At 65.4% G+C, this 21,576-nt stretch carries 22 protein-coding genes; 11 read left to right on the forward strand and 11 right to left on the reverse strand.

All coding sequences use genetic code 11. The features are described from left to right. Window positions 1–10: 10 nt before the first annotated feature. The 3 genes from copC (at window position 11) to CFB40_RS19325 (ending at window position 3,363) form a co-directional block, all read left to right on the forward strand. Complete coding sequence (copC, locus tag CFB40_RS19315; RefSeq protein ID WP_089432083.1) at window positions 11–391, forward strand: copper homeostasis periplasmic binding protein CopC; 381 nt, start codon at window positions 11–13, stop codon at window positions 389–391. Continuing rightward, window positions 388–1,329, forward strand: coding sequence for a CopD family protein (locus CFB40_RS19320; protein ID WP_089432084.1), 942 nt, complete (start codon window positions 388–390; stop codon window positions 1,327–1,329). Before copC ends, CFB40_RS19320 begins: the two co-directional genes overlap by 4 nt. A 219-nt stretch (window positions 1,330–1,548) precedes the next feature. Further along, a complete protein-coding gene (locus CFB40_RS19325; protein ID WP_089428406.1) occupies window positions 1,549–3,363 on the forward strand; it encodes an ExeM/NucH family extracellular endonuclease in 1,815 nt (604 codons plus the stop codon). A 245-nt stretch (window positions 3,364–3,608) separates the two neighbouring features. Here CFB40_RS19325 and CFB40_RS19330 read toward each other — a convergent pair whose 3' ends face one another. Continuing rightward, complete coding sequence (locus CFB40_RS19330) at window positions 3,609–3,839, reverse strand: hypothetical protein (protein ID WP_254600269.1); 231 nt, start codon at window positions 3,837–3,839, stop codon at window positions 3,609–3,611. Window positions 3,840–4,073: 234 nt separating this feature from the next. Between CFB40_RS19330 and CFB40_RS19340 the strand changes: the two genes are divergently transcribed. Continuing rightward, window positions 4,074–5,918 (forward strand): S10 family serine carboxypeptidase-like protein, encoded by a 1,845-nt coding sequence (locus CFB40_RS19340; protein ID WP_089432085.1) that lies wholly within the window; start codon window positions 4,074–4,076, stop codon window positions 5,916–5,918. Window positions 5,919–5,971: 53 nt separating this feature from the next. Further along, entirely contained in the window at window positions 5,972–6,403 is a 432-nt protein-coding gene (locus CFB40_RS19345; RefSeq protein ID WP_069250688.1) for a 2-oxoglutarate dehydrogenase, read from the forward strand. Window positions 6,404–6,483: 80 nt separating this feature from the next. Here CFB40_RS19345 and CFB40_RS19350 read toward each other — a convergent pair whose 3' ends face one another. Beyond that, window positions 6,484–7,488 (reverse strand): helix-turn-helix domain-containing protein, encoded by a 1,005-nt coding sequence (locus tag CFB40_RS19350; RefSeq protein WP_089428404.1) that lies wholly within the window; start codon window positions 7,486–7,488, stop codon window positions 6,484–6,486. A gap of 176 nt (window positions 7,489–7,664) precedes the next feature. Here CFB40_RS19350 and CFB40_RS19355 point away from each other — a divergent pair, with 176 nt between their 5' ends. Together CFB40_RS19355 and CFB40_RS19360 are read left to right on the forward strand one after the other, a co-directional pair. Next, window positions 7,665–8,912, forward strand: coding sequence for a D-arabinono-1,4-lactone oxidase (locus tag CFB40_RS19355; protein ID WP_089432086.1), 1,248 nt, complete (start codon window positions 7,665–7,667; stop codon window positions 8,910–8,912). 33 nt (window positions 8,913–8,945) lie between these two features. Further along, entirely contained in the window at window positions 8,946–9,725 is a 780-nt protein-coding gene (locus CFB40_RS19360; RefSeq protein WP_089432087.1) for an SDR family NAD(P)-dependent oxidoreductase, read from the forward strand. A gap of 129 nt (window positions 9,726–9,854) precedes the next feature. On the opposite strand, the gene CFB40_RS19365 is transcribed toward CFB40_RS19360, so the two are convergent. Both CFB40_RS19365 and CFB40_RS19370 read right to left on the reverse strand, forming a co-directional pair. Further along, a complete protein-coding gene (locus CFB40_RS19365; RefSeq protein ID WP_089432088.1) occupies window positions 9,855–11,387 on the reverse strand; it encodes an amino acid permease in 1,533 nt (510 codons plus the stop codon). A 333-nt stretch (window positions 11,388–11,720) separates the two neighbouring features. After that, window positions 11,721–12,731 (reverse strand): GlxA family transcriptional regulator, encoded by a 1,011-nt coding sequence (locus tag CFB40_RS19370; RefSeq protein WP_089432089.1) that lies wholly within the window; start codon window positions 12,729–12,731, stop codon window positions 11,721–11,723. An 88-nt stretch (window positions 12,732–12,819) separates the two neighbouring features. On the opposite strand from CFB40_RS19370, the gene CFB40_RS19375 reads away from it, so the two are divergent. Further along, window positions 12,820–13,920: a DJ-1/PfpI family protein gene (locus CFB40_RS19375; RefSeq protein WP_089432090.1), complete on the forward strand. Its 1,101-nt coding sequence runs from the start codon at window positions 12,820–12,822 to the stop codon at window positions 13,918–13,920. A 126-nt stretch (window positions 13,921–14,046) separates the two neighbouring features. Here the strand turns inward: CFB40_RS19375 and CFB40_RS19380 are convergent, their stop codons facing one another. Continuing rightward, entirely contained in the window at window positions 14,047–14,346 is a 300-nt protein-coding gene (locus CFB40_RS19380) for a superoxide dismutase (protein WP_089428398.1), read from the reverse strand. Window positions 14,347–14,373: 27 nt separating this feature from the next. Beyond that, on the reverse strand, window positions 14,374–14,928 hold the full coding sequence (locus CFB40_RS19385; protein ID WP_089429187.1) for a flavodoxin family protein: 555 nt from the start codon (window positions 14,926–14,928) through the stop codon (window positions 14,374–14,376). A gap of 157 nt (window positions 14,929–15,085) precedes the next feature. Between CFB40_RS19385 and CFB40_RS19390 the strand changes: the two genes are divergently transcribed. Both CFB40_RS19390 and CFB40_RS19395 read left to right on the forward strand, forming a co-directional pair. Then, window positions 15,086–16,042, forward strand: coding sequence for a LysR family transcriptional regulator (locus tag CFB40_RS19390; RefSeq protein WP_089432091.1), 957 nt, complete (start codon window positions 15,086–15,088; stop codon window positions 16,040–16,042). Continuing rightward, entirely contained in the window at window positions 16,026–16,289 is a 264-nt protein-coding gene (locus tag CFB40_RS19395; RefSeq protein ID WP_256976846.1) for an MmyB family transcriptional regulator, read from the forward strand. The genes CFB40_RS19390 and CFB40_RS19395 overlap by 17 nt, the downstream gene beginning before the upstream one ends. Window positions 16,290–16,385: 96 nt before the next feature. On the opposite strand, the gene CFB40_RS19400 is transcribed toward CFB40_RS19395, so the two are convergent. Beyond that, on the reverse strand, window positions 16,386–17,876 hold the full coding sequence (locus CFB40_RS19400) for an aminotransferase class V-fold PLP-dependent enzyme (RefSeq protein ID WP_089432092.1): 1,491 nt from the start codon (window positions 17,874–17,876) through the stop codon (window positions 16,386–16,388). Between the two features lie 199 nt (window positions 17,877–18,075). Here CFB40_RS19400 and CFB40_RS19405 point away from each other — a divergent pair, with 199 nt between their 5' ends. Continuing rightward, window positions 18,076–18,690 (forward strand): NIPSNAP family protein, encoded by a 615-nt coding sequence (locus tag CFB40_RS19405; RefSeq protein WP_089433247.1) that lies wholly within the window; start codon window positions 18,076–18,078, stop codon window positions 18,688–18,690. 110 nt (window positions 18,691–18,800) lie between these two features. Here the strand turns inward: CFB40_RS19405 and CFB40_RS19410 are convergent, their stop codons facing one another. The 4 genes from CFB40_RS19410 to CFB40_RS19425 all read right to left on the reverse strand — a co-directional run bounded on the left by CFB40_RS19410 (window position 18,801) and on the right by CFB40_RS19425 (window position 21,513). Continuing rightward, complete coding sequence (locus tag CFB40_RS19410; RefSeq protein WP_089432093.1) at window positions 18,801–19,442, reverse strand: hypothetical protein; 642 nt, start codon at window positions 19,440–19,442, stop codon at window positions 18,801–18,803. 57 nt (window positions 19,443–19,499) lie between these two features. Further along, complete coding sequence (locus tag CFB40_RS19415) at window positions 19,500–19,832, reverse strand: TrfB-related DNA-binding protein (RefSeq protein WP_174975079.1); 333 nt, start codon at window positions 19,830–19,832, stop codon at window positions 19,500–19,502. Beyond that, the gene (locus CFB40_RS19420) at window positions 19,833–20,090 is read right to left on the reverse strand and encodes a PAAR domain-containing protein (RefSeq protein ID WP_089432094.1); all 258 of its coding nucleotides are present in this window, start codon (window positions 20,088–20,090) and stop codon (window positions 19,833–19,835) included. It abuts the gene before it with no gap. Window positions 20,091–20,169: 79 nt separating this feature from the next. After that, window positions 20,170–21,513: a virulence factor gene (locus CFB40_RS19425; protein WP_089432095.1), complete on the reverse strand. Its 1,344-nt coding sequence runs from the start codon at window positions 21,511–21,513 to the stop codon at window positions 20,170–20,172. Between the last annotated feature and the right edge of the window lie 63 nt (window positions 21,514–21,576).

Below are 21,576 nucleotides of genomic sequence, written 5' to 3' on the forward strand. Positions count from 1 at the left end.
GAGCGTGCACATGAAGATCACGACCCTCACGCGGCTGGCCGCGATCGTCGCGACCGGTGCGATGCTCGCCGTCGCACCGATCGCGGCATCCGCGCACGGCAAGCTGGAAAGCGCGGCACCGGCGACAGGCAGCACGGTCGACACCGCGCCCGACACGGTGCGGCTCACCTTCAATGAAGACCTCGAACCGGCGTTCAGCTCGGTGAAGGTATCGGATGCGAACGGCAACGCCGTCACGCAGGACAAGGCGAAGGTCGATGCGGCGAACCCGCGCGTGATGACCGTCGCGATGCCGAAGCTCGCGCCCGGCGCGTACACGGTGCAGTGGGTGGCGATGACGGCCGACGCGCATCGCACGAAAGGCACCTATACGTTCAGGGTGAAGGGGTGAACGACGGTTTCATCGGTCTCCTGCGGCTGGTATCGGTGGCGATCCAGAACGCCGGGTTCGCCGTCGTCGTCGGCGCGCTGCTCGGCCGCCACTGGCTCGCGCGCGGCGCGTCGGCGTGGCAGCACGGCATCGGGCGGCGGCTCGTCGCGACGCTGCGCATCGCGTCCGTCATCTCGCTGCTCGCAAGCGTCACCGCGTTCTGGGCGCACTGCGCGCTGATGAGCGAGGTGTCGTTGCTCGAAACGGGGCCGGCCGTCTGCGCGATGCTCGCGGGCACCGGGTTCGGTCATGCGTGGCTGGCCGGCGCGGTGTTCATGCTCGTTGTCGTGGTGCTGTCGTTCGTCCGGCACGCGAACGCGTCGCGCTGGCCGTTTGCGATGTGGGCCGCGCTGGCCTGCGTCGCGCTCGCACGCAGCAACGGCGGACATCCGGTGGATGCCGGATTGTTCAGCGTGCCGGTGTGGATCGACTGGCTGCATCTGCTGGCGATCAGCGCATGGGTCGGGCTCGTGCTCGTGACGGCATTCAGCGTGATGCCGAGGCTTGCCACGATGCCCGCAAGCGAACGCACGACCGGCGCATCGTTCGTGCAGTCGCTGTCCGATGCATCGACTTACGCGTTGATCGTGCTGTTCGCGACCGGTGCGTACAACGGCTGGCGCGGCGTCGATACGCCCGCCAATCTGCTCGCATCGACGTACGGGCAGATCCTGCTGCTGAAGCTCGCGCTCGTGCTGATCGCGGCGGCGCTCGGCGGACACAACCGCTTCTTCGGGATGCCAACGTTGCTGGCTGCGTTGAAGGATCCGGCCGCCTCGATGCCGGCTGGTTCGCTGAAACGATTCGGCACAGTGCTGCGGATCGAGGCGGTCGTACTCGGCGGCGTGCTGATGGTCGCGGCCGTGCTCGTGTCGAGCGCGTTGCCGGGCACGGTGTAGCGAGACAGCGCGGAGCCGCGCAGCAAGACCACGCGGGGCAATCGTCACGGGCATGGTGGATTTTCATCAGACGATTTCCCCGCTTTTCAGGCGTAAACGCACGCTCGACGGCGATCGCGGCGTGATAACGACAATTACATATGCCTGTCTTCCGATTACCAAAAACTGTCATTGAGCACCGCTAAGCTTTCGCCACCCTCACAACCGGGATTCCCCGTCATGCGCTCGACAATCCGCCTCTTCACCCCGCTATTGCTGCTCCCGACGCTCGCTGCGCCGGTTTTCGCCGCCACGGCCGCGCCCGTCAGCCCGAACTGCGGCGGCAGCACGACGCCGATCGCCGATATCCAGGGGCCGGGCGCGCCGTCGCCGCTCGCCGGCCAGAACGTGTCGATCGAAGCGGTCGTCACCGCCGATTTCGGCGGCACGGACGGCTTCGGCGGCTTCTTCGTCCAGCAGGCCGACGCGCAGCGCCGCAACCAGCCGGGCGTGTCGGAAGGGCTGTTCGTCTACGCGCCGAAGGTGCGGGCGAAAGCGGGCGACCTCGTGCATGTGACGGGCAAGGTCGAGGAGAAATACGGCCAGACGCAGCTCACGCAGTCGGGTGCGATCGCGGTGTGCGCGAACAACCAGACCGTCACGCCCGTGACGCTCACGCTGCCGGTCGACAGCCCGAACGCGTTCGCCGCGTATGAAGGGATGCGGGTGCGCCTGCCGCAGACGCTGAACGTCACCGACAACTACGAGCTCGGCCGCTACGGCAGCGTGATGCTCAGCAACGGCCGCCTGCGCACGCCGACGAGCGTCGTGCCGCCCGCGCAGGCGCAGACGCAGATCGAGGCGAACGCACGCAACCGCCTGATCCTCGACGACGGCTCGAACAAGCAGAATCCCGCGACCGTACCGTACCCGGCGCCGGGCCTGTCGGCCGCGAACACGCTGCGCGCGGGCTACACGGTGCGCGACGTCGAAGGCGTGCTCGAAGTGCGTTACGGCGCATGGCGCGTGCAGCCGCTGCCGGGCGCCGCCGTGCCGGCATTCGAAGCCCGCACGAACCCGCGCACCAACGCACCGGCGCGCGATCCGAAATCGAACCTGCGCGTGGCGTCGTTCAATGTCCTGAACTACTTCAACGGCAACGGTCTCGGCGGCGGCTTCGACGATCCGAACAATCGCGGCGCGAAGAACTTCCAGGAATTCCAGCGCCAGGAAGCGAAGATCGTCAGCGCGCTGAAGGCGATCGACGCCGACGTGATCGGTCTGATGGAAATCCAGAACAACGGCTACGGCGAACTGAGCGCGGTGCGCCAGCTCGCGGCGAAGCTCGGCAACCAGTGGCGCGTCGTCGATCCGGGCGTGTCGCGCCTCGGCGGCGATGCGATCACGGTCGCGATGATCTACGACAGCCGCAAGGTCGAACCGGTCGGCCGCGCGGCGACGCTCGCGATCGACGACAAGAACCGCCAGCCGCTCGCGCAGTCGTTCCGGCTGATCAACGGCAACAAGCAGTCGCTGACGGTGGCCGTGAACCACCTGAAGTCGAAGAACTGCCCGGACGCCGCGAACGACGATCTCGACCAGGGCGACGGCCAGGGCTGCTGGAACCCGACGCGCACGCGCGCGGCGGCGAAGGTGGCCGACTGGCTCGCCGGCAACCCGACGGGCGTCGCCGGCCAGGGCGTGCTGCTGATCGGCGACTTCAACAGCTACACGTACGAAGACCCGATCCGCACGCTCGAATCGCGCGGCTACCGCAACCTCGTCGCACGCTGGATCGGCGCGAATGCGTACAGCTACGTGTACAACGGCGAAGCCGGCTACCTCGATCACGCGCTCGCGACGCTGCCGCTCGCATCGCACGTGAAGGCCGTGCACGAATGGCACATCAACGCGGACGAGCCGCTTGCGCTGCAGTACACGCTCGCGTACAAGTCGGCCGAGCAGCAGAAGACGTTCTACGCGCCGGATGCATATCGCTCGTCGGATCACGATCCGGTGCTGATCGATATCGCGCTGCCGGGCGGCGGGAAGTAATGGCGGATTGAATGCGGATGAAGCGCGGCGTGCGGCGAGGCTGCATGTCGCGCTTCATCCCTGCTGGAAGGCCAGCAATAGAAAGGGTAAATAATTCCGCTGAATTTTATAGAATTTGAGAAATCGGTATTTTATGGATGACGCGGTGCGGATAAGCGCATCGATTGAAGAATGGCTGAAGTGACTTGAATCATCGAATGGCGGCGCATTCATGCCGTCACGCCGAATTAATCGATCCCGGATAATTAAAATGAAAGAATGATTCCGGCGATCTGAAGGCTTTCGAAGCGCAACACCAACGCCGGTAAAGGATTGCCGGTTGTGCGATAAAAGCGGCAGATTCGGCGGATTATTGTCGATAGAGCGCGCAATGCGCGAATAATCCCGTTTTCTTTCAATTGCCAGACACTGTCCGCCGTTAGCATCATTGCGGGTTTTTTAATATCCGAATGATCTTTGACAACGCGGCGCAGCACCGCCTATTTTTGTGTTGTCGTAAATTTGGGTCATATAAAAGTTGTCCAAACTGCAGGGGGCGTCCGAGCACCATTCTCGCCAGCAGTTTGCTGTGTCTGTATCAAGTTCAGTCTCTTGGAAGTCCAATCCCCAACCGCCGACTGCCGACCGTGCAACGCGAGTGGCGGGTTCGCCTGCGCGTTCCGCAGGCGTTGGCGGCCTGTGTGAAACGGTATCCGAATCAAAGGACAGAGATGAAACCAGACAGGAGCTGTACCGGCAGCCGCCGTGGCCGTCACGGCCGGTTGGCCGGGCTAGGTGCATTGACCGTCATGACACTGGCGCTCGCGGCATGCGGCGGCGACGATTCGTCGTCCGTCGGTGCGTCGAGCCTCGCGCAGGCCACCGCCAGCCAGCAGGCCAGCGCGCAACAGGCGGCCGGGCAGACGCCGGCCAACCAGCCGTACGTCGACCCGGTTGCGTATTCGATGAATGCGACCGACGGCCTGGCCCCCGGGCAGGTGTCCGAGAAAGCCGCCGTCATGCATTACCAGTGGAAAAACGGCGGCACGACCGTCAACTACACGACCACCACCGGCCACCTGACCGCGCAGGACGCGAGCGGCAACCCGGAAGCGTCGATGTCGTATGTCGCATACACCGCGCCGAGCACGAACGGCAAGCCGCGCCCCGTCACGTTCGTCTATAACGGCGGCCCAGGCTCGTCGTCGATCTGGCTGCGGCTCGGCTCGTTCGCACCGACCCGCGTGGCCACGCCCGATCCGCTGTTCGGCAGCAACTGGCCGAACTATCCGCTCGTCGACAACGCCGAAAGCCTGATCGACACCACCGACCTCGTGTTCATCGACCCGCCCGGCACCGGGCTGTCGGAAGCCGTGTTGCCGAACACCAACCAGAAGTACTGGGGTTCGGATGCGGACGTGAACATCATGCGCGACTTCATCCAGCGCTACCTGAACGTCAACAGCCGCGGCACGTCGCCGATCTACCTGTACGGCGAATCGTACGGCACGCCGCGTACCGACATGCTCGCGCTGGCGCTCGAATCGGCCGGCGTGCACCTGACGGGCATCGTGCTGCAGTCGGCGATCCTGAACTACTTCGCGGATGCGGTGGAAGCCGTCGCGATCACGCAGTCGACGGAGGGGCTGCTGCTCGAAACCGATACCGTGGCCGGCTACCTGCCGGGTTATGCGGCGGTCGCGGCGTACTTCAACCAGGTGTCGCCGGCACCGGTGAACCCCGGTCTGTACGCACTGCAGACGGAACTGTTCACGACGCTGATCTACAACCAGCTGCAGAAGTACTCGCAGTCGTGGGTGTTGAGCCAGCTCGGCATTCCGGATGCGCTCGGCACGCCGGTGTTCCCGAGCGATGCGACGCTCAAGCTGTGGTCGATCCCGTCGAGCCTCACGCAACAGGCGCTGCGCGGCTACCTCAACGCGAATCCGTTCGGCACGAGCCTGCTGCCCGGGACGACGATCGGCCGGTATGACGGACGCGTGTCGTTGCCGAATTCCGATCCGCGCCTGCAGAACGACGGCGACCCGTCCGACATCCTGATCTCGCAGCCGTTCACGAACGCGCTCGCGACGCAGATGCCGGATTACCTCGGCTACACCGCACCGAACGCGACGTACCTGCCGCTGAACGACAACATCATCGGCGTCTGGGACTTCACGCACGACGGCCAGCCGATGCCCGACACGATCCCCGATCTGCTCGGTGCGCTGCAGCTCAACCCGAAGCTTCGCGTGCTCGCGGAGAATGGCTTCCACGATCTCGCGACGCCGTTCTTCAACACCGAGAAGCAACTCGCGCGGCTGCAGACGGTGAAGGGCCTGAATCCGAAGCTGCAGGTGAACTTCTTCCAGGGCGGCCACATGACCTACCTGGACGACGTCGCCCGTCCGCAGATGAAGCGGGACCTGAAGACGTTCTACAAGGGGGCGCGGATTCCGACGGCGCTGACGCTGCACATGCTGCCGCCGCCGTGGCCGGATGAAAACCCGCCGAGCGTGCCGACCGGCAGCGTCCCGGGCGCGACCGCCGGGACGACGCTGGCGGCGGCCCCGTGAGCGAGCCTGAGCGACGGACTCCTTGTCAAAGGAACCCTCTATTCATCCATTGAATGCGAGTGATCATGTCCCTAATCAAATTGATGCGGCGTATGTCTCCGTTGATCGTCCTCGGTGCCGTGATGAGCAGTGCCTACGCGTTGCCGCCCCAGGCGGTGGCGCCGGTGAAGCTGCCGCACGGCGGGCGCGGTGTCGACGGTCCGTTCTTTCCCGCCACGAAAGCGGCGCCGGTGTTGCCGTCGACCGGCGCGACGCTGCAGCAGCAGGCGCAGCAGCGTGTCGATGCGCGGCTCGGCGCCAATACGGTGCTGAGCAACGGCGCGGCCGTGACGAAGGCGCAGGCGCAGAGCAGCGGTCTCGGCTTCGTGTCGAAGCACTTCGACGAGATCGATGCGAAGCACACCGGCCGCGTGACGATGAGCGATGTGCGGCAGTTCATCCAGCAGCGGCAGGTGCAGGCGCAGCAGGAACAGCAGGACGAGTGACGTAGCAGGCAGGGTGGTGGCCGGTGCGGATTTTTGCGCACCGGCCGCCGAAAGGTGAACGACAGCGTGGACGACAGGCGCTAGAGGGCCTGGCGCGCGTAGCGCTTCGCGGTGGCCGACGGCAGTTCGCCGAACATCGCGCGATAGTCCTGCGCAAAACTGCTCAGGTGCCAGAAGCCCCACTTGGTGGCCGCGGTCGTCACCGAGTCGCCGAGCCGAAGCTCGCGGCGCACGTGGTTCAGCCGCACGGCCCGCAAGTAAGCGATCGGGTTCAGGTTCAACGTGTCCTGGAACGCGTATTGCGCGGTGCGCCGGCTCACACCGAGTTCCACGCACAGCTCGGCGATCGACAGCGGGCAGGTCGATGCGTCCTGCAGCCGCTCCCGCACCGCACTGACCAGCGACCAGTACTTCGTCGGGCGCACGATCTGTGCGCCGGCCTCCGGCGTCGCGGCCGTCATCACTTCCGAAATCGCGTACAGCACGGTGCGTTCGAGCAGTTCGATCCTGTCCTGCGTCGTCACGTCGTCGATGCGGGTGGTTTTTACGGCGGCGGCCAGTGTCTGGCGCAGCAGGTCGCGCAGATGATCGGCCACGCCGGTCGCCATCGGGATCACAGGCGCATGGGTTTGGGCACGCAGCGACGCGGCCACCGTGCGCAGCGCCTGCGTCGACAGCTTCTCCGGCTCGATCTCGACGTTCACGAGCAGATGGCGGTCGGGCGAGTAGAACTCGAAGGCCGGCTGGCTCGAGAACACGTGCAGGCTGTCGCGGCCGCTCTTCTCGCCGCACAGGCGCGCATGCCCTTCCAGCTCCAGCGGCACGGCCACGGCGATCCGCTCCGTCGGCACCGCGCCTTGCTGCAGGATGACCTTGTCGAGATCCTCGACCAGCAGCTTGATGCCGCCCAGCGACACGATCGACGACGAGCCGTGAAACCGCCCACCGGAGATCTGCGTGTAGTTCATGTTCCAGCCGTCGAACGCGCGCGCCTGTTCCTCCACGTCGGTGAACGCGCAGAACGCGACCGTTCGCGCGAACAGCGGATCGCCGGAGAAATCGCTCGGGTGGGCAGACGGCGTCATCGAGGGCGGAGGGCGGGAACGGGCGGGCTGGATCGATTCATTGTAGCCGCTCGTCGCGCCGGTTAAAAAGCACCGGACGGGTATCGTCTCGTCAAAACCCTGACTTGCCGAAATCCGATAGTGGAAAACCTTTCGGTACCTTACCGTTGGCACCCATACGACGCTGGAGAGACGTGATGGAACTTCCCCGTGGCGGATTCTGGAGAAACTGGGTCGGCAATCAATCGTGCGTGGCCGCGCACCTGGCGTCGCCCACCAGCGAGGCCGAGATCGCGGCACTGGTGCATGCCGCGACGCGGCAAGGCAAGCACGTGCGGTGCGCGGGGTCGGGGCACTCGTTCACGCCCGTGGTGGCCACCAGCGGCCTGCTGCTGTCGCTGCAGGACTACCAGGGCATCGTGGAGGTCGACGAAGCGCGCAAGCGCGTGACCGTGAAGGCCGGCACCAAAATCAATGCAGTGACGCGCCACCTGAAGGCACTCGGCCTGTCGCTCGTCAACCAGGGCGACATCGATTCGCAGGCGATTGCCGGCGCGCTGGCCACCGGCACGCACGGCACGGGGACGACGTTGGGCAACCTGTCGTCGCAGGTCGTCGGAATGCGCATCGTGCGCCCGGACGGCTCGATCATGAAAGTGAGTGACCGGCAGGACCTCGACCTGCTGCATGCGACACAGGTGAACATCGGGATGTTCGGCGTGGTGTCGGAGATCACGCTGCAGGTGACCGATGCGTTCTGGCTGCACGACCGCGTGTGGCGCGAGGACTTCGACGCGCTGATGGAGCAGTACGACGACCTGGCCGCGATGCACCGGCATTTCGGTTTCTTCTGGTGCCCGACGTCGGCCAGCCGTGATCTCTACTGCCTGCCCGACACGACGAAGGTGTCGAATTCGAAGAAGGACTACGACGTGTGCGAAATCAAGGTGATGGATATCACCGACGCGCGCACGTTCCATGAAGGCGAGCACGAGAAGATTGCCTACAGCTCGGAGGTGTATGCGATCCACTACGTGCCGAACTTCCACGAGCTCGAGTACGCAGTGCCCGCGCAACACGGCAAGGAAGCGCTGCGCCGCGTGCGCGAGCTGATCCTCACGAAACACCGCGACTGCATTTTCCCGGTCGAGTACCGCTTCACGAAGGGCGATCCGGCGTGGATCAGCCCGTTCAACCACCAGGACAGCGTCACGATTTCATGCTCGGGCGGCCCGAACGGCGTCGACTACTGGCCGTTCCTGAAGGACGTTGACACGATCCTGCGCGACTACGACTCGCGGCCGCACTGGGGCAAGCTGCATTTCACGAACCGCGAGGACGTCGATCGCTGGTTCCCCAAGGCCGAGGCGTTCCGCGCGCTGCGCCGCAGCGTCGACCCCGAAGGCCTCTTCCTCAACGATCACCTGCGGACGCTGTTCAGTTGAGCAGACCGAACGAACCAGAATGGAGCACGACACATGAATGTCAAGATTGACGGCCGCCTGGCCGGCAAGGTCGCGATCGTGAGCGGCGGTGCCGGCGGCTGCGGCGCCGCGGCGTCCGAACTGTTCGCCGCCCAGGGCGCGAAGGTCGCGATCATCGACCGCGACGGCGACGCCGCCGACACGCTCGCGTCCCGGCTGCGCGATGCGGGCCTGCAGGCGATCGGCCTCGGCGCCGACGTGTCGAAACAGGCGGAAGTCCAGCGGGCCGTGAGTGCCGCGCGGGAGCAGTACGGCAACGCGGACATCCTGTTCAATCACGCCGGCACGCTGATCGTCAAACCGTTCCTCGACATCGAGGAATCGGAATGGGACTGGTTGATGGGCGTGAACGTGAAGAGCATGTTCCTGATGACGCAAGCGGTGCTGCCGCAGATGCTGGAGAAGGGGCGGGGCAGCATCGTCTGCACGTCGTCGATTTCGGCGGTGTGCGCGACGCCGGGCGAAGTGCTGTATGACGCGACCAAGGGCGCGTGCCACATGTTCGCGCGGGCGATCGCGGTCGAGTATCGCGACCGCGGCATTCGCTGCAACGCGCTCGCGCCGGGGTTCATCCGCACGCCGCACGGGATGCGCGAACTGAAGGACCTGCAGGCGATGGGCGTCGACGCGACCGAGGCGGCGATCGCGGTGCAGCAAGGCCGCCTGTGCGAGCCTTCGGAAGTCGCGGCCGCCGCACTGTTCCTCGCGTCCGACGAGTCGAGTTTCGTCAACGGCACGCACCTGTTCGTCGACAACTGTTTCTCCGCCGTCTGATCGCGGATGCTCGCCAGATTCAACCGCTGCAAGGCGTTTGAATCTCGTCGTGACGCGTAGACATGAAAAAACCGACTCGCGGCACGAAGCCGGCGAGTCGGTTTTTTTTCAACCTGCTTCGAATCCGCTTCAGACAGACGGATCGACGTTCGCCTCGAGTTCGCGGATGCGCTCGAGATTGCGCGTGTCCTTCAGCACCGGCGGCCCCGCGAACGTGTTTCGCACGCCGAAGCCATACCAGATCACCATCAGCACCACCACGAAACCGACGAGCACGTACAGCACCTTCTCGTTCGGCGGCTGGATGCCGACATACGCGAGCACGCACGCGCCGACCAGCGCGAGCAGCGCACACGGCTTCGACCAGATTCCCAGTTGAAACGGGCCCTTGTCGGTCCACGAGCGTCCTTCGGCCAGCATCCCGGAGCCGATCGGCATCGCATACGAGATGAACAGGAACACCGCGCTGCCGGCGCTCAGCACCGAGAACGCGTCGCCGTACAGCGTGACGACGATCGCGAGCACCGCGCACGTCCAGATCGCGGGGCCGGGCGTACGGTGCGTCGGGCTCACGCTGCGCAGCAGCTTCGACGCCGGCAGGCCGCCGTCGCGTGCAAAGGCGTACACCATTCGCGACGTCGACATGATCGCCGCGAGCCCGCACACGTAGTTGATGAAGAACATCGCGAGTTCGAGGGTGACGCGCAACGCCTTCGGAATCGGCGCGAGAATCGCCTCGAAAAAGCCGGTGCCCTGCTTCATGCTGGCGGTCAGGTCGGGCATCACCAGCACGAACGCGCACACCATCACGTAGCCGAACACCGCGGACCAGAACACCGACCCGATGATGCCGCGCGGCACGTTTTTGGCCGCATCGTGCGTCTCTTCCGACGTGTGCGCGGAAGCGTCGAAGCCGGTGATCGTGTAGGTCACGAGCAGCAGGCCGGACAGGAACGCGAGCGGCGTGGCCTGCTTCGGCCATGCGCCGCCATCGACGCCGGTGAAATTGGTGAACGTCACCAACCGATGCGCGTCGAACGCGACCGGTGAGTAATAGAGCAGCGACACCACGAGCGCGATCGTCACCACGAAGATGAGATAGCCCGACAGGTCGGTGATCTTGCTCGCGATCCTGATGCCGCGCGCATTCAGGATCGCCTGCGAGATCGTGATGAACGCGATGAATGCCGTCTGATGCCACCAGGTCAGGCTGTCCGGGCTGACGCCGAACATCGGCGCGATCAGCGTCTTGAAGAACGGATCGTAGGTGCCGAAGTTGATCGCGGCGATCACGAAGATCAGGCCGATCAGGTTGAGCCACGCGGTCATCCACCCCCATTTCTTCCCGCCGAGGATCGCGCCCCAGTGATAGAGGCCGCCTGCGGTCGGAAACGCGGACGCGATCTGCGACATCGACACTGCGACGATCAGCGCGAACAGCGAGCCCAACGGCCAGCCGAGGCCGATCGACGCGCCGCCGGTGGCCGAAAACGCGAGCTGGAATGCGGTAATGCCGCCCGACAGGATGCAGATCACCGAGAACGACACCGCGAAGTTCGAGAAACCGCTCATACGTCTCGACAGTTCCTGCGCATAGCCCATCTTGTGCAGCAGGCTTACGTCACTGTCGGTGCCTGAATCAGGCTGGCGTTTTGCATCCATGGTCGCTCCGTCACGAATGTCCTGCGTGGCAGGACCGTCATCGCCGCCCGGGCCAAGCATCCTGGCCCGCTCCTGGGATTCGTCGGCGGCTCGCGATGCCGTGTCGAGCGGCGATCGCTTTCCAGTCCGATGCGTGAACGGTATGAAATCAAATTTCCCGGCTCTATCAGATTTCGGCAATGGAGTGAAAATCCCGAGGGATGCACCGGAACAGGGCGTGTCGGCCCGTTTCGTCGCCGGGAGGAGCGGGAGCGTGACGGAGGCGCGGCGGCGGGCGATCGCCGGATCGCCGCCAGGCCAGTGGCCCCGGACGCACGCGGGACCGGCGACGGCCTATTCCGCTTTCGGCGTGCCGTGTCGCGGTCCGAAGCGGGCGCGATAGTCGCGTGGCGACACGCCGACCTGCTTCGCGAACGCGCGCTGCAACGCGTCGATGCTGCCGAATCCCGACCGCTCGGCGATGCGTTCGAGCGGCCAGTCGGCCCGCTCCAGCAGCGCCTTCGCGCGCTCGACGCGTGCGGCCAGCACGAACTGCGCGGGCGATCGTCCGGTCTCCTTGAGAAAATTGCGCGCAAACGTGCGTTCGCTCATGTGCATCCGCGCGGCCAGCGCGGCGACGCCGAGATCGCCGGCCGGATCGTCGGCGATGTCGGCGAGCAGCGCGCGCATGCGCGGCGTCGCGTTGGCCAGCGAGCCGAGCCCGACGCTGAACTGCGCCTGTCCGCCGGGCCGGTGCATGAACAGCACGAGTTCGCGTGCGACCGCGAGCGCGGTCGGCGCGCCGCAATCCGCCTCGACGAGTGCGAGACACAGATCGATGCCCGCCGTCACGCCGGCCGACGTATGGAACGGCGGATCGCTGACGTAGATCGCGTCCGGTTCGATCCGCGCGTCGGGACGGAGCGCCTGCAGCATCGCGCACCGGTTCCAGTGCGTGGTCGCGCGCCGGCCGTCCAGCCATCCGCCCGCCGCCAGCACGAACGCGCCCGTGCAGATGCTCGCGATGCGCCGCGTGCCCGCGATCCGCGTGCGCAGCCACGGCAGCACGCCGGCTTCCGACGCGGCGTGGCGCAGCGCCGCTTCATCGCCGCCGGCGACGATGAGCGTGTCGATCCGCTCGGGCAGCGCCGCGAGCGCGGCCGTGCCGGCGAGGCGCAGGCCCGCGTGCGTGACGATGTCGCCGCCGTGTTGCGACGCGAGCGTGAGCCGGTACGGCGCGGCATGGTCGGGAAGATGACGGTTCGCGACCGCGAACACTTCCATCGGGCCCGTGATGTCGAGCGACTGGACGCCTTCGAAGCCGACGACGACGATGTCGCGTGCCGAACAGGTTGACTGGGACATGGCGGAAAGTGCGGTGGAGTTGTCCTTGTGACCGCGAGCATGATCCTTGTAATTTTCCGGACATGCAATCGACGGCTGCGGGTGAACGATGCGGGGACGGAAGACAGGCGGGGCGGTGCTGCTCGTGTGCGCGATGCTGGGCGCAAGTGCAGCGGGATGGCAGGTGCCGGTGAAGGCGGAGGACGCACGGCCGGTCGCCCAAGCGCTGACGATCGGCGCGCCGAAGGCGGGCCGCGCGCGGCCGCTCGTGGCGATCGTCGCGGACAACGCCGGAACGGAGACGACCGATTTCATCGTGCCGTACACGCTGCTGAAGACGTCCGGGGCGGCCGATGTCGTCGCCGTATCGGCCGATGAAGGCGAGGTCGAGCTGATGCCCGCGCTGCGCATGCTGGCCGATACGACGTTCGACCGGTTCGATGCCGCGACGCCTGCGGGGGCCGACGTGGTGATCGTGCCCGCGCTGCATCGCGCGGACAGCCCGGCGGTGCTGGCATGGTTACGCAAGCAGGCCGCCGCCGGCGCAACGATGGTGGCGATCTGCGAGGGCGCGGAAGTGCTCGCGAACGCCGGCGTGCTGCGGCATCGTACGGCGACGTCCCACTGGTATTCGCGTGAAGGCCTGCGTCGCCGCTTTGCCGATACGACGTGGGTCGACGATCGCCGCTATGTGATGGACGGCAACGTCATGACGACGACCGGCGTGTCGGCGTCGATTCCCGCTTCGCTGGCGTTGGTGAATGCGCTGGCCGGGCCGGCAGCGGCGCGCGAGACGGCGCGGCGCGTGGGCGCACAGTCATGGAGCGACGTTCACGACGGTAGCCGGTTCGCGTTGACGGCGCGTGCGGTGGCGGTCGCGCTGACGAACCGCGTCGCGTTCTGGCGGCACGAGACGTTCGATCTGCCGGTCGAAACCGGGTTCGACGAGCTTCCGGTTGCGTTGACCGCCGACGCGTGGGCGCGGACCTGGCGCAGTGACGTCGTCGCGACGGCAGACGCGCGCGTGGTCGAGTCGAGGCACGGGCTGCGGTTGCTGGCGCAGCCGGCGAATGCGCGGCACGCGCGCATGACGGTGCCGGCTGACCGGCGTGGGGAAGCGGTGCTGCCCGGTGTGCTCGGCGACATCGCGGCACGCTATGGCGATGCGACGTCAGGCTGGGTCGCGCTGCAACTGGAGTATCCGAGGTAGCAGCGTGTCGTGCGCGCCAGGCTGGCAATGCGTGCCTGGCTTGTGACGGAATTCGCCGGCGCCGGGGCTGGCCTGATCGAAGCCCGATTGCGCGCCGCGTTCGCGTCACGCCACCGACCGTGAAAGTTACGCGTGATCCGTCGCAAACAGCGCTTCCCAGCCGAGAAACGCGCCAAGCGGAATGATGTCCCAGTCGATCAGCCCGGCCTTCGCCAGCGGAAACTCGCGCAGCGCTTCGCGGGCGCTTTCGATCGACTCGCACTCCGCGATGATCGCGACGCCGGGGCGATCCTGACGGAAATAGATATCGCGGACGATCCCGCGCTTGAGCAGTTGCCACGCGTAGCGCACTTCGTCGAGCAGGTGCGGCTGATACGCGTCCGGGCGGGCGCCGGGCAGCGGGACGTCAAGGCACAGCAGTTTCATGTCGATCTCCTGGGAATGGGATGCTGCTTACGCGCTGGCCGCGAACCGCGACGCCAGTTCGGCGACGCGCTGCCCGAGGTGCGCGGCGGTGTCGAGGTCGCTCGCGATCGGTGACAGTTCCGGCGACACGTCGTCGGACTGCGCCATCGCGCCGAGCCAGCCGCCGATCCGGTTGCGCTCGTTCGTCGCGGTGCCGGCGAACAGGTCGAGCCCGACCCAGATCATCCCGTGCTGCGCGGCGAACAGCGTCATCGTCATCAGCGAGTTCAGCTTGTCGCCGTGCTGCGCGCCGGAATTGGTGAAGCCGGCCGCGACCTTGTTGCGCCAGGCTTGCGGAATCCACGCGGGGCGCGTCGAGTCCTCCATGAACTTCTTGAGCCGCGAGCTGATCGAGCCGTTGTACGTCGGCGAGCCGAAGATGATCGCGTCGCTCGCGGCGAGCGTCTCCCACGGAATCGCGCCGTCGGCGACCGCGACGAGCCGCACTTCCGCGCCCGGCACGCGCCGCACGCCTTCCGCGACGGCTTGCGCCTGTCGCTCGGTGTGACCGTGACCGCTGTCGAAAACGATGGTGGCAAGCATGGACATTCCTTTGCAGTCCGTTGAACGATGGGCTGATTGTGGGCGGCGCGGGTCGCAACCGGAAGTCGGGCCCGGGTTGAGTCGCTCTCAACTTCAGGTTGATAATCGGCGGCAGGCGAAGGTGTACCGTGCAACGTGTCGATCGAAGGAGGCTGCTTTGGATGTGTCACAACGCACGCGGGCGATCCTGTCGTTCGTGCATGCGGCCGATGCCGGCAGCTTCGCGGCGGCCGGGCGCATGCTCGGCATCACGTCGGCCGCCGTCAGCAAGAACGTCGCGGGCCTCGAGCAGGCGCTCGGCGTGCGGCTGATGAACCGCACCACGCGCACGCTGAAGCTCACCGACGAAGGCAGCGTGTTCCTGCGCGAGGCGCGCGTCGCACTGGACGCGCTCGATTCGGCGGTCGACAGCATCGTCGCGCAGCGGCTCGGGCCGCAAGGACGCGTACGCATCTCGACCAGCGCCGCGTTCGGGCGCGAGCATCTGCAACCGGTGCTGCCCGGGTTGCTGGCGCGTTACCCCGGCTTGTCGGTGGAGGCCGATTTCGACGACCGGATCGTCGACGTCGTACGCGACGGCTACGACATCGTCATCCGCGGCGGCAACATCCACGATTCCGCGCTGGTGTCTCGGCCGGTCTTTCGCCTGAATACGGTGCTGGTTGCATCACCCGCTTATCTGGAGCGTCACGGCATTCCGCGCGCGCCGGACGATCTCGTTGCGCACCGGCTGATCGCACGCCGGTTTCTCGGTGGCGGAGTCGCGACGTGGAGCTTCAGGATGCGCGGCGGGAGCATCGTGGCGGTCGATCCGGGCGAGACGGCGCTGCTGACATTCTCCGCGCCGGAGGCCGTGCTGCAGGCCGCCCGTGACGGGCTGGGCATCGCGCAGGTCGGGGTGCACCTCGCGTGGGCGCATCTGCGCTCCGGCGCGCTGAAGGTGCTGCTGCACCGCCATCACTTGCCCGGCAGCTACGAAATGGCGATGCAGTATCCGCATCGCGCATTGAAGGCGTCGCGCGTACAGGCGACGGTCGACTATCTGCTCGACGCGTTTGCCGCGAACGAGAGCCTGCATGTGCCGTTGAAGGCGCTGGATGCGTACGGCGCGTGAGGGCGCCGCGTTCCATGCGAGCGATCCGGCGTTCGTCGCGCTGGTGGCGCGCTTGCGCGCGAGCAGCAGCGAGTTCGCGCAATGGTGGGATGCGCATGACGTGCGCAGCGGCGTGTCGGGCCGGAAGGTGTTCGCGCATGCGCAACGGGGCGCGCAGCGTTATGAATGCGCGACGTTCCAGGCGAACGACGATCCCGCGCTGAAGCTGGCGATTTACACGTCGGTGAGAGGGGATGAGGGGGAATGACGTTGCGTTGATCGCCACCGCCATCCGGCCGCGCATCGAAGCATCGGCTTCGTGCGCGAACGCGGGTGGCGGAGCGTGACGGGGTGGTGTTCCCGCTCAGGCCGAAGCCGTGGCCGTGCGCCGGGCGGACAAGCGATTCCACAGCATGCCGGAGCGATTGCCGCTGCGGCAGTACGCGAGCACCGGCTTCTGCAGCGTGTCGACCAGTGCACCGAAGGCATCGATCTCCGCATCGCCGATGCCGTCGCGCTCGACCGGCAGGTAGCGTGCTTCGAGGCCCAGTTCGCGGGCTGCCGCGGCGATTTCGTCGAACGCCGGATGGGCGTCGCCTTCGCCGTCCGGCCGGTTGCAGATGACCGAGCGGAAGCCGGCATTGCGGATCGCCTTCAGGTCGGCCGGCGTGATCTGCCGCGACGCGGAGAAGCCGTTCGCCGCCGTCGCGCGACACTGTTCGATCGCCTGGCGGAAGCAGGCGATCGCGAAATCGACGTCCTGCTCCGTCGTAAAGCGGCCGAAGCTTACGCGCACGGTGCGGCCGGCCGTTTCCGCATCGAGGCCGATCGCGGTCAGCACGTGGGACGGTGCGCCGCTGGTCGAGTTGCATGCGGACGTCGACGACACGGCGAGCGCTTCACCGAGCATGAACGGGAAGAAGCCCGGCGCATTCACCGTCAGGCTCAGCGTGTGCGGGATGCGGCGCGCGGCGGCCGCGTTCTGCGTGACATCGCCGAGGGCGACCAGCGCGTCCGTCAGGCGCGCGCCGAGCGCCGCGATCCGTGCGGCTTCGCCGTCGAGCTTTTCAGCGGCCAGTTCGCATGCAACGCCCATGCCGACGATCTGATGCGTCGCGAGCGTGCCCGAACGCAAGCCGCGCTCGTGCCCGCCGCCGTGAATCTGCGGGGCGATTTGATCCGCGATGTCGCGGCGCACGAACAGCGCGCCGATCCCCTTCGGGCCGTACACCTTGTGCGCGGACATCGACAGCATGTCGATGCCGAGCGCGCGCACGTCGATCGGCGTCTTGCCGAGCGCCTGCGCGGCGTCGACGTGGAGCAGCGCGCCCGCGTCATGCACGATGCGCGAGATTGCGCCAATATCGGTCAGCGTGCCGAGTTCGTTGTTCACGAGCATCAGCGACACGAGGCCCGTATCGGGGCCGATGGCGGCCGCGACCGCGTCGGCGGTGATCTCGCCGTCGCGCGTGGGCGTGAGGAACGTGACCGACGCGCCGTGCTTCGCCAGGTTCGCCATCGTGTCGAGAATGGCCTTGTGCTCGATGCGGCTCGTGATCAGGTGGCGCTTGCCGGTCGCGTTTTCCGCATAGCCCTTCAGCGCGAGGTTGTTCGATTCGGTGGCGCCCGAGGTCCAGACGATCTCGTCGGCGTCCGCGCCGATCAGCGCGGCGACTTGCGCGCGGGCCTGCTCGACCTTGTCTTTCGCGAGCCGGCCGGCGGCATGCGAGCTCGATGCCGGGTTGCCGAAGATGCCGTCGAAGCCGAGGCAGGCCGTCATCGCTTCGATCACGCGCGGATCGGCGGGCGTCGTGGCGGCGTAGTCGAGGTAGTGCAGCGTGGTGGTGTCGCTCATGTCCTTCTCATGCTCGTTTCTTTCGGAATGGAAGAAATGATACGGGGGACAGAAGGGAAAAAGGATCCAAAGTTGGCTGGCGATTCAGCTTGATATGGAATAACGTTTTATCAGAAGTGGGATTGCGGGAATTTATTTTTATGACGACGGGCGGGTGAGACTTGCGTGTCCGCGGCCCATTTTGCGAGGGATGGTCGAGATGCAGTATGAACTGACGACGTTGTCGTGTTTGCTGCTGGAGCAGGATGCCGTTTCCGCCGGTGCGCACCGATGGGTAACGGATCCGGGGGCCGCGGGGCGTCTGCTTGGCGCATGGCGTTCGGAAATCGGCGAGTTGGGGCAGATCGTCGTGTTGCGCGGCTTCGACGATATCGACGAACTGCAGCAGGAGCGTCGACGTGCGTTGATGAGCGGCGGGCCGTTCAATATCGACGGGGACCACGTGGGTCTCAGCATGGAAACCTACGAACTGTTTCCGTTCCTGCCCGCGATCGAGCCGTCGACACTGGGCAGGTTCTACGAATTTCGCCGCTATTGGCTAAAGCCGGCCGGGATCGCGCCGACGATCGCCGCGTGGGAGCAGGCCGTCGGCCCCGCCGAAGCCTATACGTCGCATCTCGTCGCGAATATGTACGCGATCGACGGCCCGCCTCGCATTGCCCATATCTGGGGGTTCTCGAGCCTGGAGGAGCGCATGGCATTGCGCGCGCGCCACTATGCCGAGGGGCTTTGGCCGCCCAAGGGCGGACCGCAGCAGATCGAGCGGGCTACGTCGACGATTTGCCTGCCGGAGGCGTGGTCTCCGCTTTGTTGAATCTTTGGTGAAGCGTCGAAGAGGTCGCGGAATGCCGGCCCGGCCTGAGCGCCGGATTGCGGCGCCGGCACGCCGACACGCAACGCGATCGGCCGTGCCGCGAGCAGCATTCAGGGCTGCGCAGCGGACGCAGCGTGCGGAGCATGCACGGCATCCATGCCCTTGAGCAGTTCAGCCATGCGCCGTTCGATGTCGTCATATTGGCGTGCGATCTGCATTGCGTCGGGATCGTGAAGGCCGACGTCGCGCGTCGAAGAGAACGCCGTTCCGTGCACGGATTCGTACTGGATATCGATAGCGATATCGTTCATGGCCAGCAGCTTGAGCAGGATGGGCACGCATGGAGGGGGCGCCTTATCCGACAAGGCCAGAAGCGGGACGATCTCGCCGGCTTTCAGCGGATCGTCGGGGCGCGGCCAGCCGGTCCTGAAGCATCGCGTGGCGCCGACGCCTGCATCGGACTGGACGCGTGACCAGATACTGGGGCCGAGGCCGGTGTATTTTCGGGTTCCGATCGTCACGGTCATATTCTTGATGATGGCCGGCCCCAGCCCTGCATTTGAAAGATAAATGCCTCGCCTGTTTTCGGCGTCGTCGAAGTGCTGTGTTGCCACGACATAGGGTCGGTATATGAGTTCGTTACTTTTCATCGCGTCGTGAGCGGACCACGCCGAGACGATGGAAATGCCGGCGGAAACGATCGATACGATCGTCGCGTACCGTGCCGCATCCGGATTGATCGAAAACTTCATGGGACGTAAAAACCGTTGTGAATGGGGTTTGAGAGAAGTTCCGGGGGCGGGAATCGATCAGGTCGCCGTATCTTGTTCGTTCTGAATCGCCAATCGATAGGCATCCCGCACCCATGCCTGGAGTGCGGGCTCGTATCTGGCCGGGATCGTGATCGTGAGGGTGGTGAGGCGCGTACAGTTTCCCGGTAGCTCCAGATACCGCTGCCACACCTTCCGTACGAGCTGCGACATCGCGGAACACGTCATGCCGACTTCCGCCGCCACAGCCCGCTGTGATCGGCCCTTGACGAAAATCTCGTGTAGAGCCCACTGGTTCAAGGGCTTGATTCGTGTATTTTGCACGCGCAACAGGCGGAACTGTTCGGCAGTCATGCGTCGGGTCTTTTGCATTCAAACTCGCCCGGAAGTGTGAAGGGAGGAAATCAAGGTCGCGCCGCATGAAGTCTTGTGACCATCGAAGGCAGCGTCTCGACCTTCGACCTTGAAGGCCGTGTCGCCCTCGGCAATCTCGCAAGCGCCATGAATCGGACACGAGCATGGGTCGCCGATGCGGGCGACCGCGCGCCCCATCACCGTGCTTTTTCGGGCGCCGGATTCGACCCGGCCGCCGTGGGTGTGCGTATCTTCTACCCGGATAATTCCCCGCATGGGATTTCGTCCTCCAAATGGTTTGAGGTCTGACGCGGCGATCACGCTCGGATGAAGCAATCTGCCGCGCCGGTGCGCATCACCATGAATAGCCTTGCATGCCGTAATTCGTATCGTGCCGACGCCCCCACCACGGCAGATAGGCGTTGTTGCCGCCGCGTGCGCGGAACCAGTCCTTGTTGGGATCGATCGGCGTGAGCTTCGACGGTGGCATGACGGCAACCGCGACGGGATGCTCGGGATCGGTCGTGCCGGCGACCAATGCGTTGCCGCCGTAGTGATTGATCCGGCCGATGGCGAGCGCAACGTCGGTCAATGCGCTGCCGGTGCCCATGTCGCCGAGTAGGGCGGCTGTATTGAACGTCTGCTTCTGGTGGTCGTATTCCGGAAGCGTTTCGGTCAAGGTTTGTCCGAGCACCGCAAGCCGTGCCGACGATGCGTCGCTGCCTTTACCTGCGTCGTGAACGATGTAGTTGAGGTCGGCGGCCGCGATGCCGGCGTTGCGCGCCGCTTGGTCAATGGTCGCCTTCCACGCCTGCACGGTGCGGGTCGTGCCGACCTTCTTCGGAAAATCAAGCGTGTTACCGGTCGCGGCCTTGCCGATCCAGGCGAGGGGCTCACGCTCGGTGTTGAAGGTTGGGCCGGCGAGGAACAGCACGACAAGGTTCTCGTTGATCTGTGCGTCCGTGGGCGGGAAGTTGGGTGCATCCCAGTTCACTACCCAGACGCTCTTGTCGGGGTTCGCCTGCAGGTAGTCCAAGGCTTTGTTCAGGGACGTGAAGCCGGCGTTGGAGCCGCCTTGCGTGATTTGTACATCGGGGAGCGTGCCCTTACTCCACATCGTTGGAAAATGCGTATTCCCGATCGAAAACGATTTTCGAATCGAGTCCTGCAAATAGGTTTTCGACTCGTCCGCGTCGAGCCGTTCCGGAATCGCGAGCTCAACACGGATACCAGCCAACTCGCGCCAGTCCTTTTTGTCGGCAGGGTTTACCGTATAGAAATACTTTGAATTGGATGCATAGCGCGACCGAAGCAGTAGAGGAAACTCGAACATGTACTTTCGATAGAACCCTCTAAACGTTTCTGCACCGTCATTGCCATATGCGATGCCTGCTACCGATTGCAGGGTAGTAAAGGACTTCGGATCGGTTCGCACCATATCGTCGTTCTTGTTCGGAGACGCGAGTCCTTGCGTCCACAGTAATTGCCATTCGGTCGGGTAGTCCATGCGTTGCAACGGATTCAACCAGATCAAACCCACAACCTGCGCGACGAACGGCTTCGCCGCTTCTGCGACGGCCGGCACCGCATTCGCTACCGGCCCAGGGACAGGTGCGGAATGCGCCGACCGGATCATGGTCGTCGTGAACAGAAACATCACGAGTGCTGCCAAACTGGGTAGAACTACAAATCGTTTCATCGAATCTCCTGCTGCTCGACGTGGCAGATACGTTCACATGTAACGCGCGGCCGCGCCGGTGCG

It is taken from the genome of Burkholderia sp. AU31652, from assembly GCF_002223155.1.
In the GTDB taxonomy this organism is placed as follows: domain Bacteria; phylum Pseudomonadota; class Gammaproteobacteria; order Burkholderiales; family Burkholderiaceae; genus Burkholderia.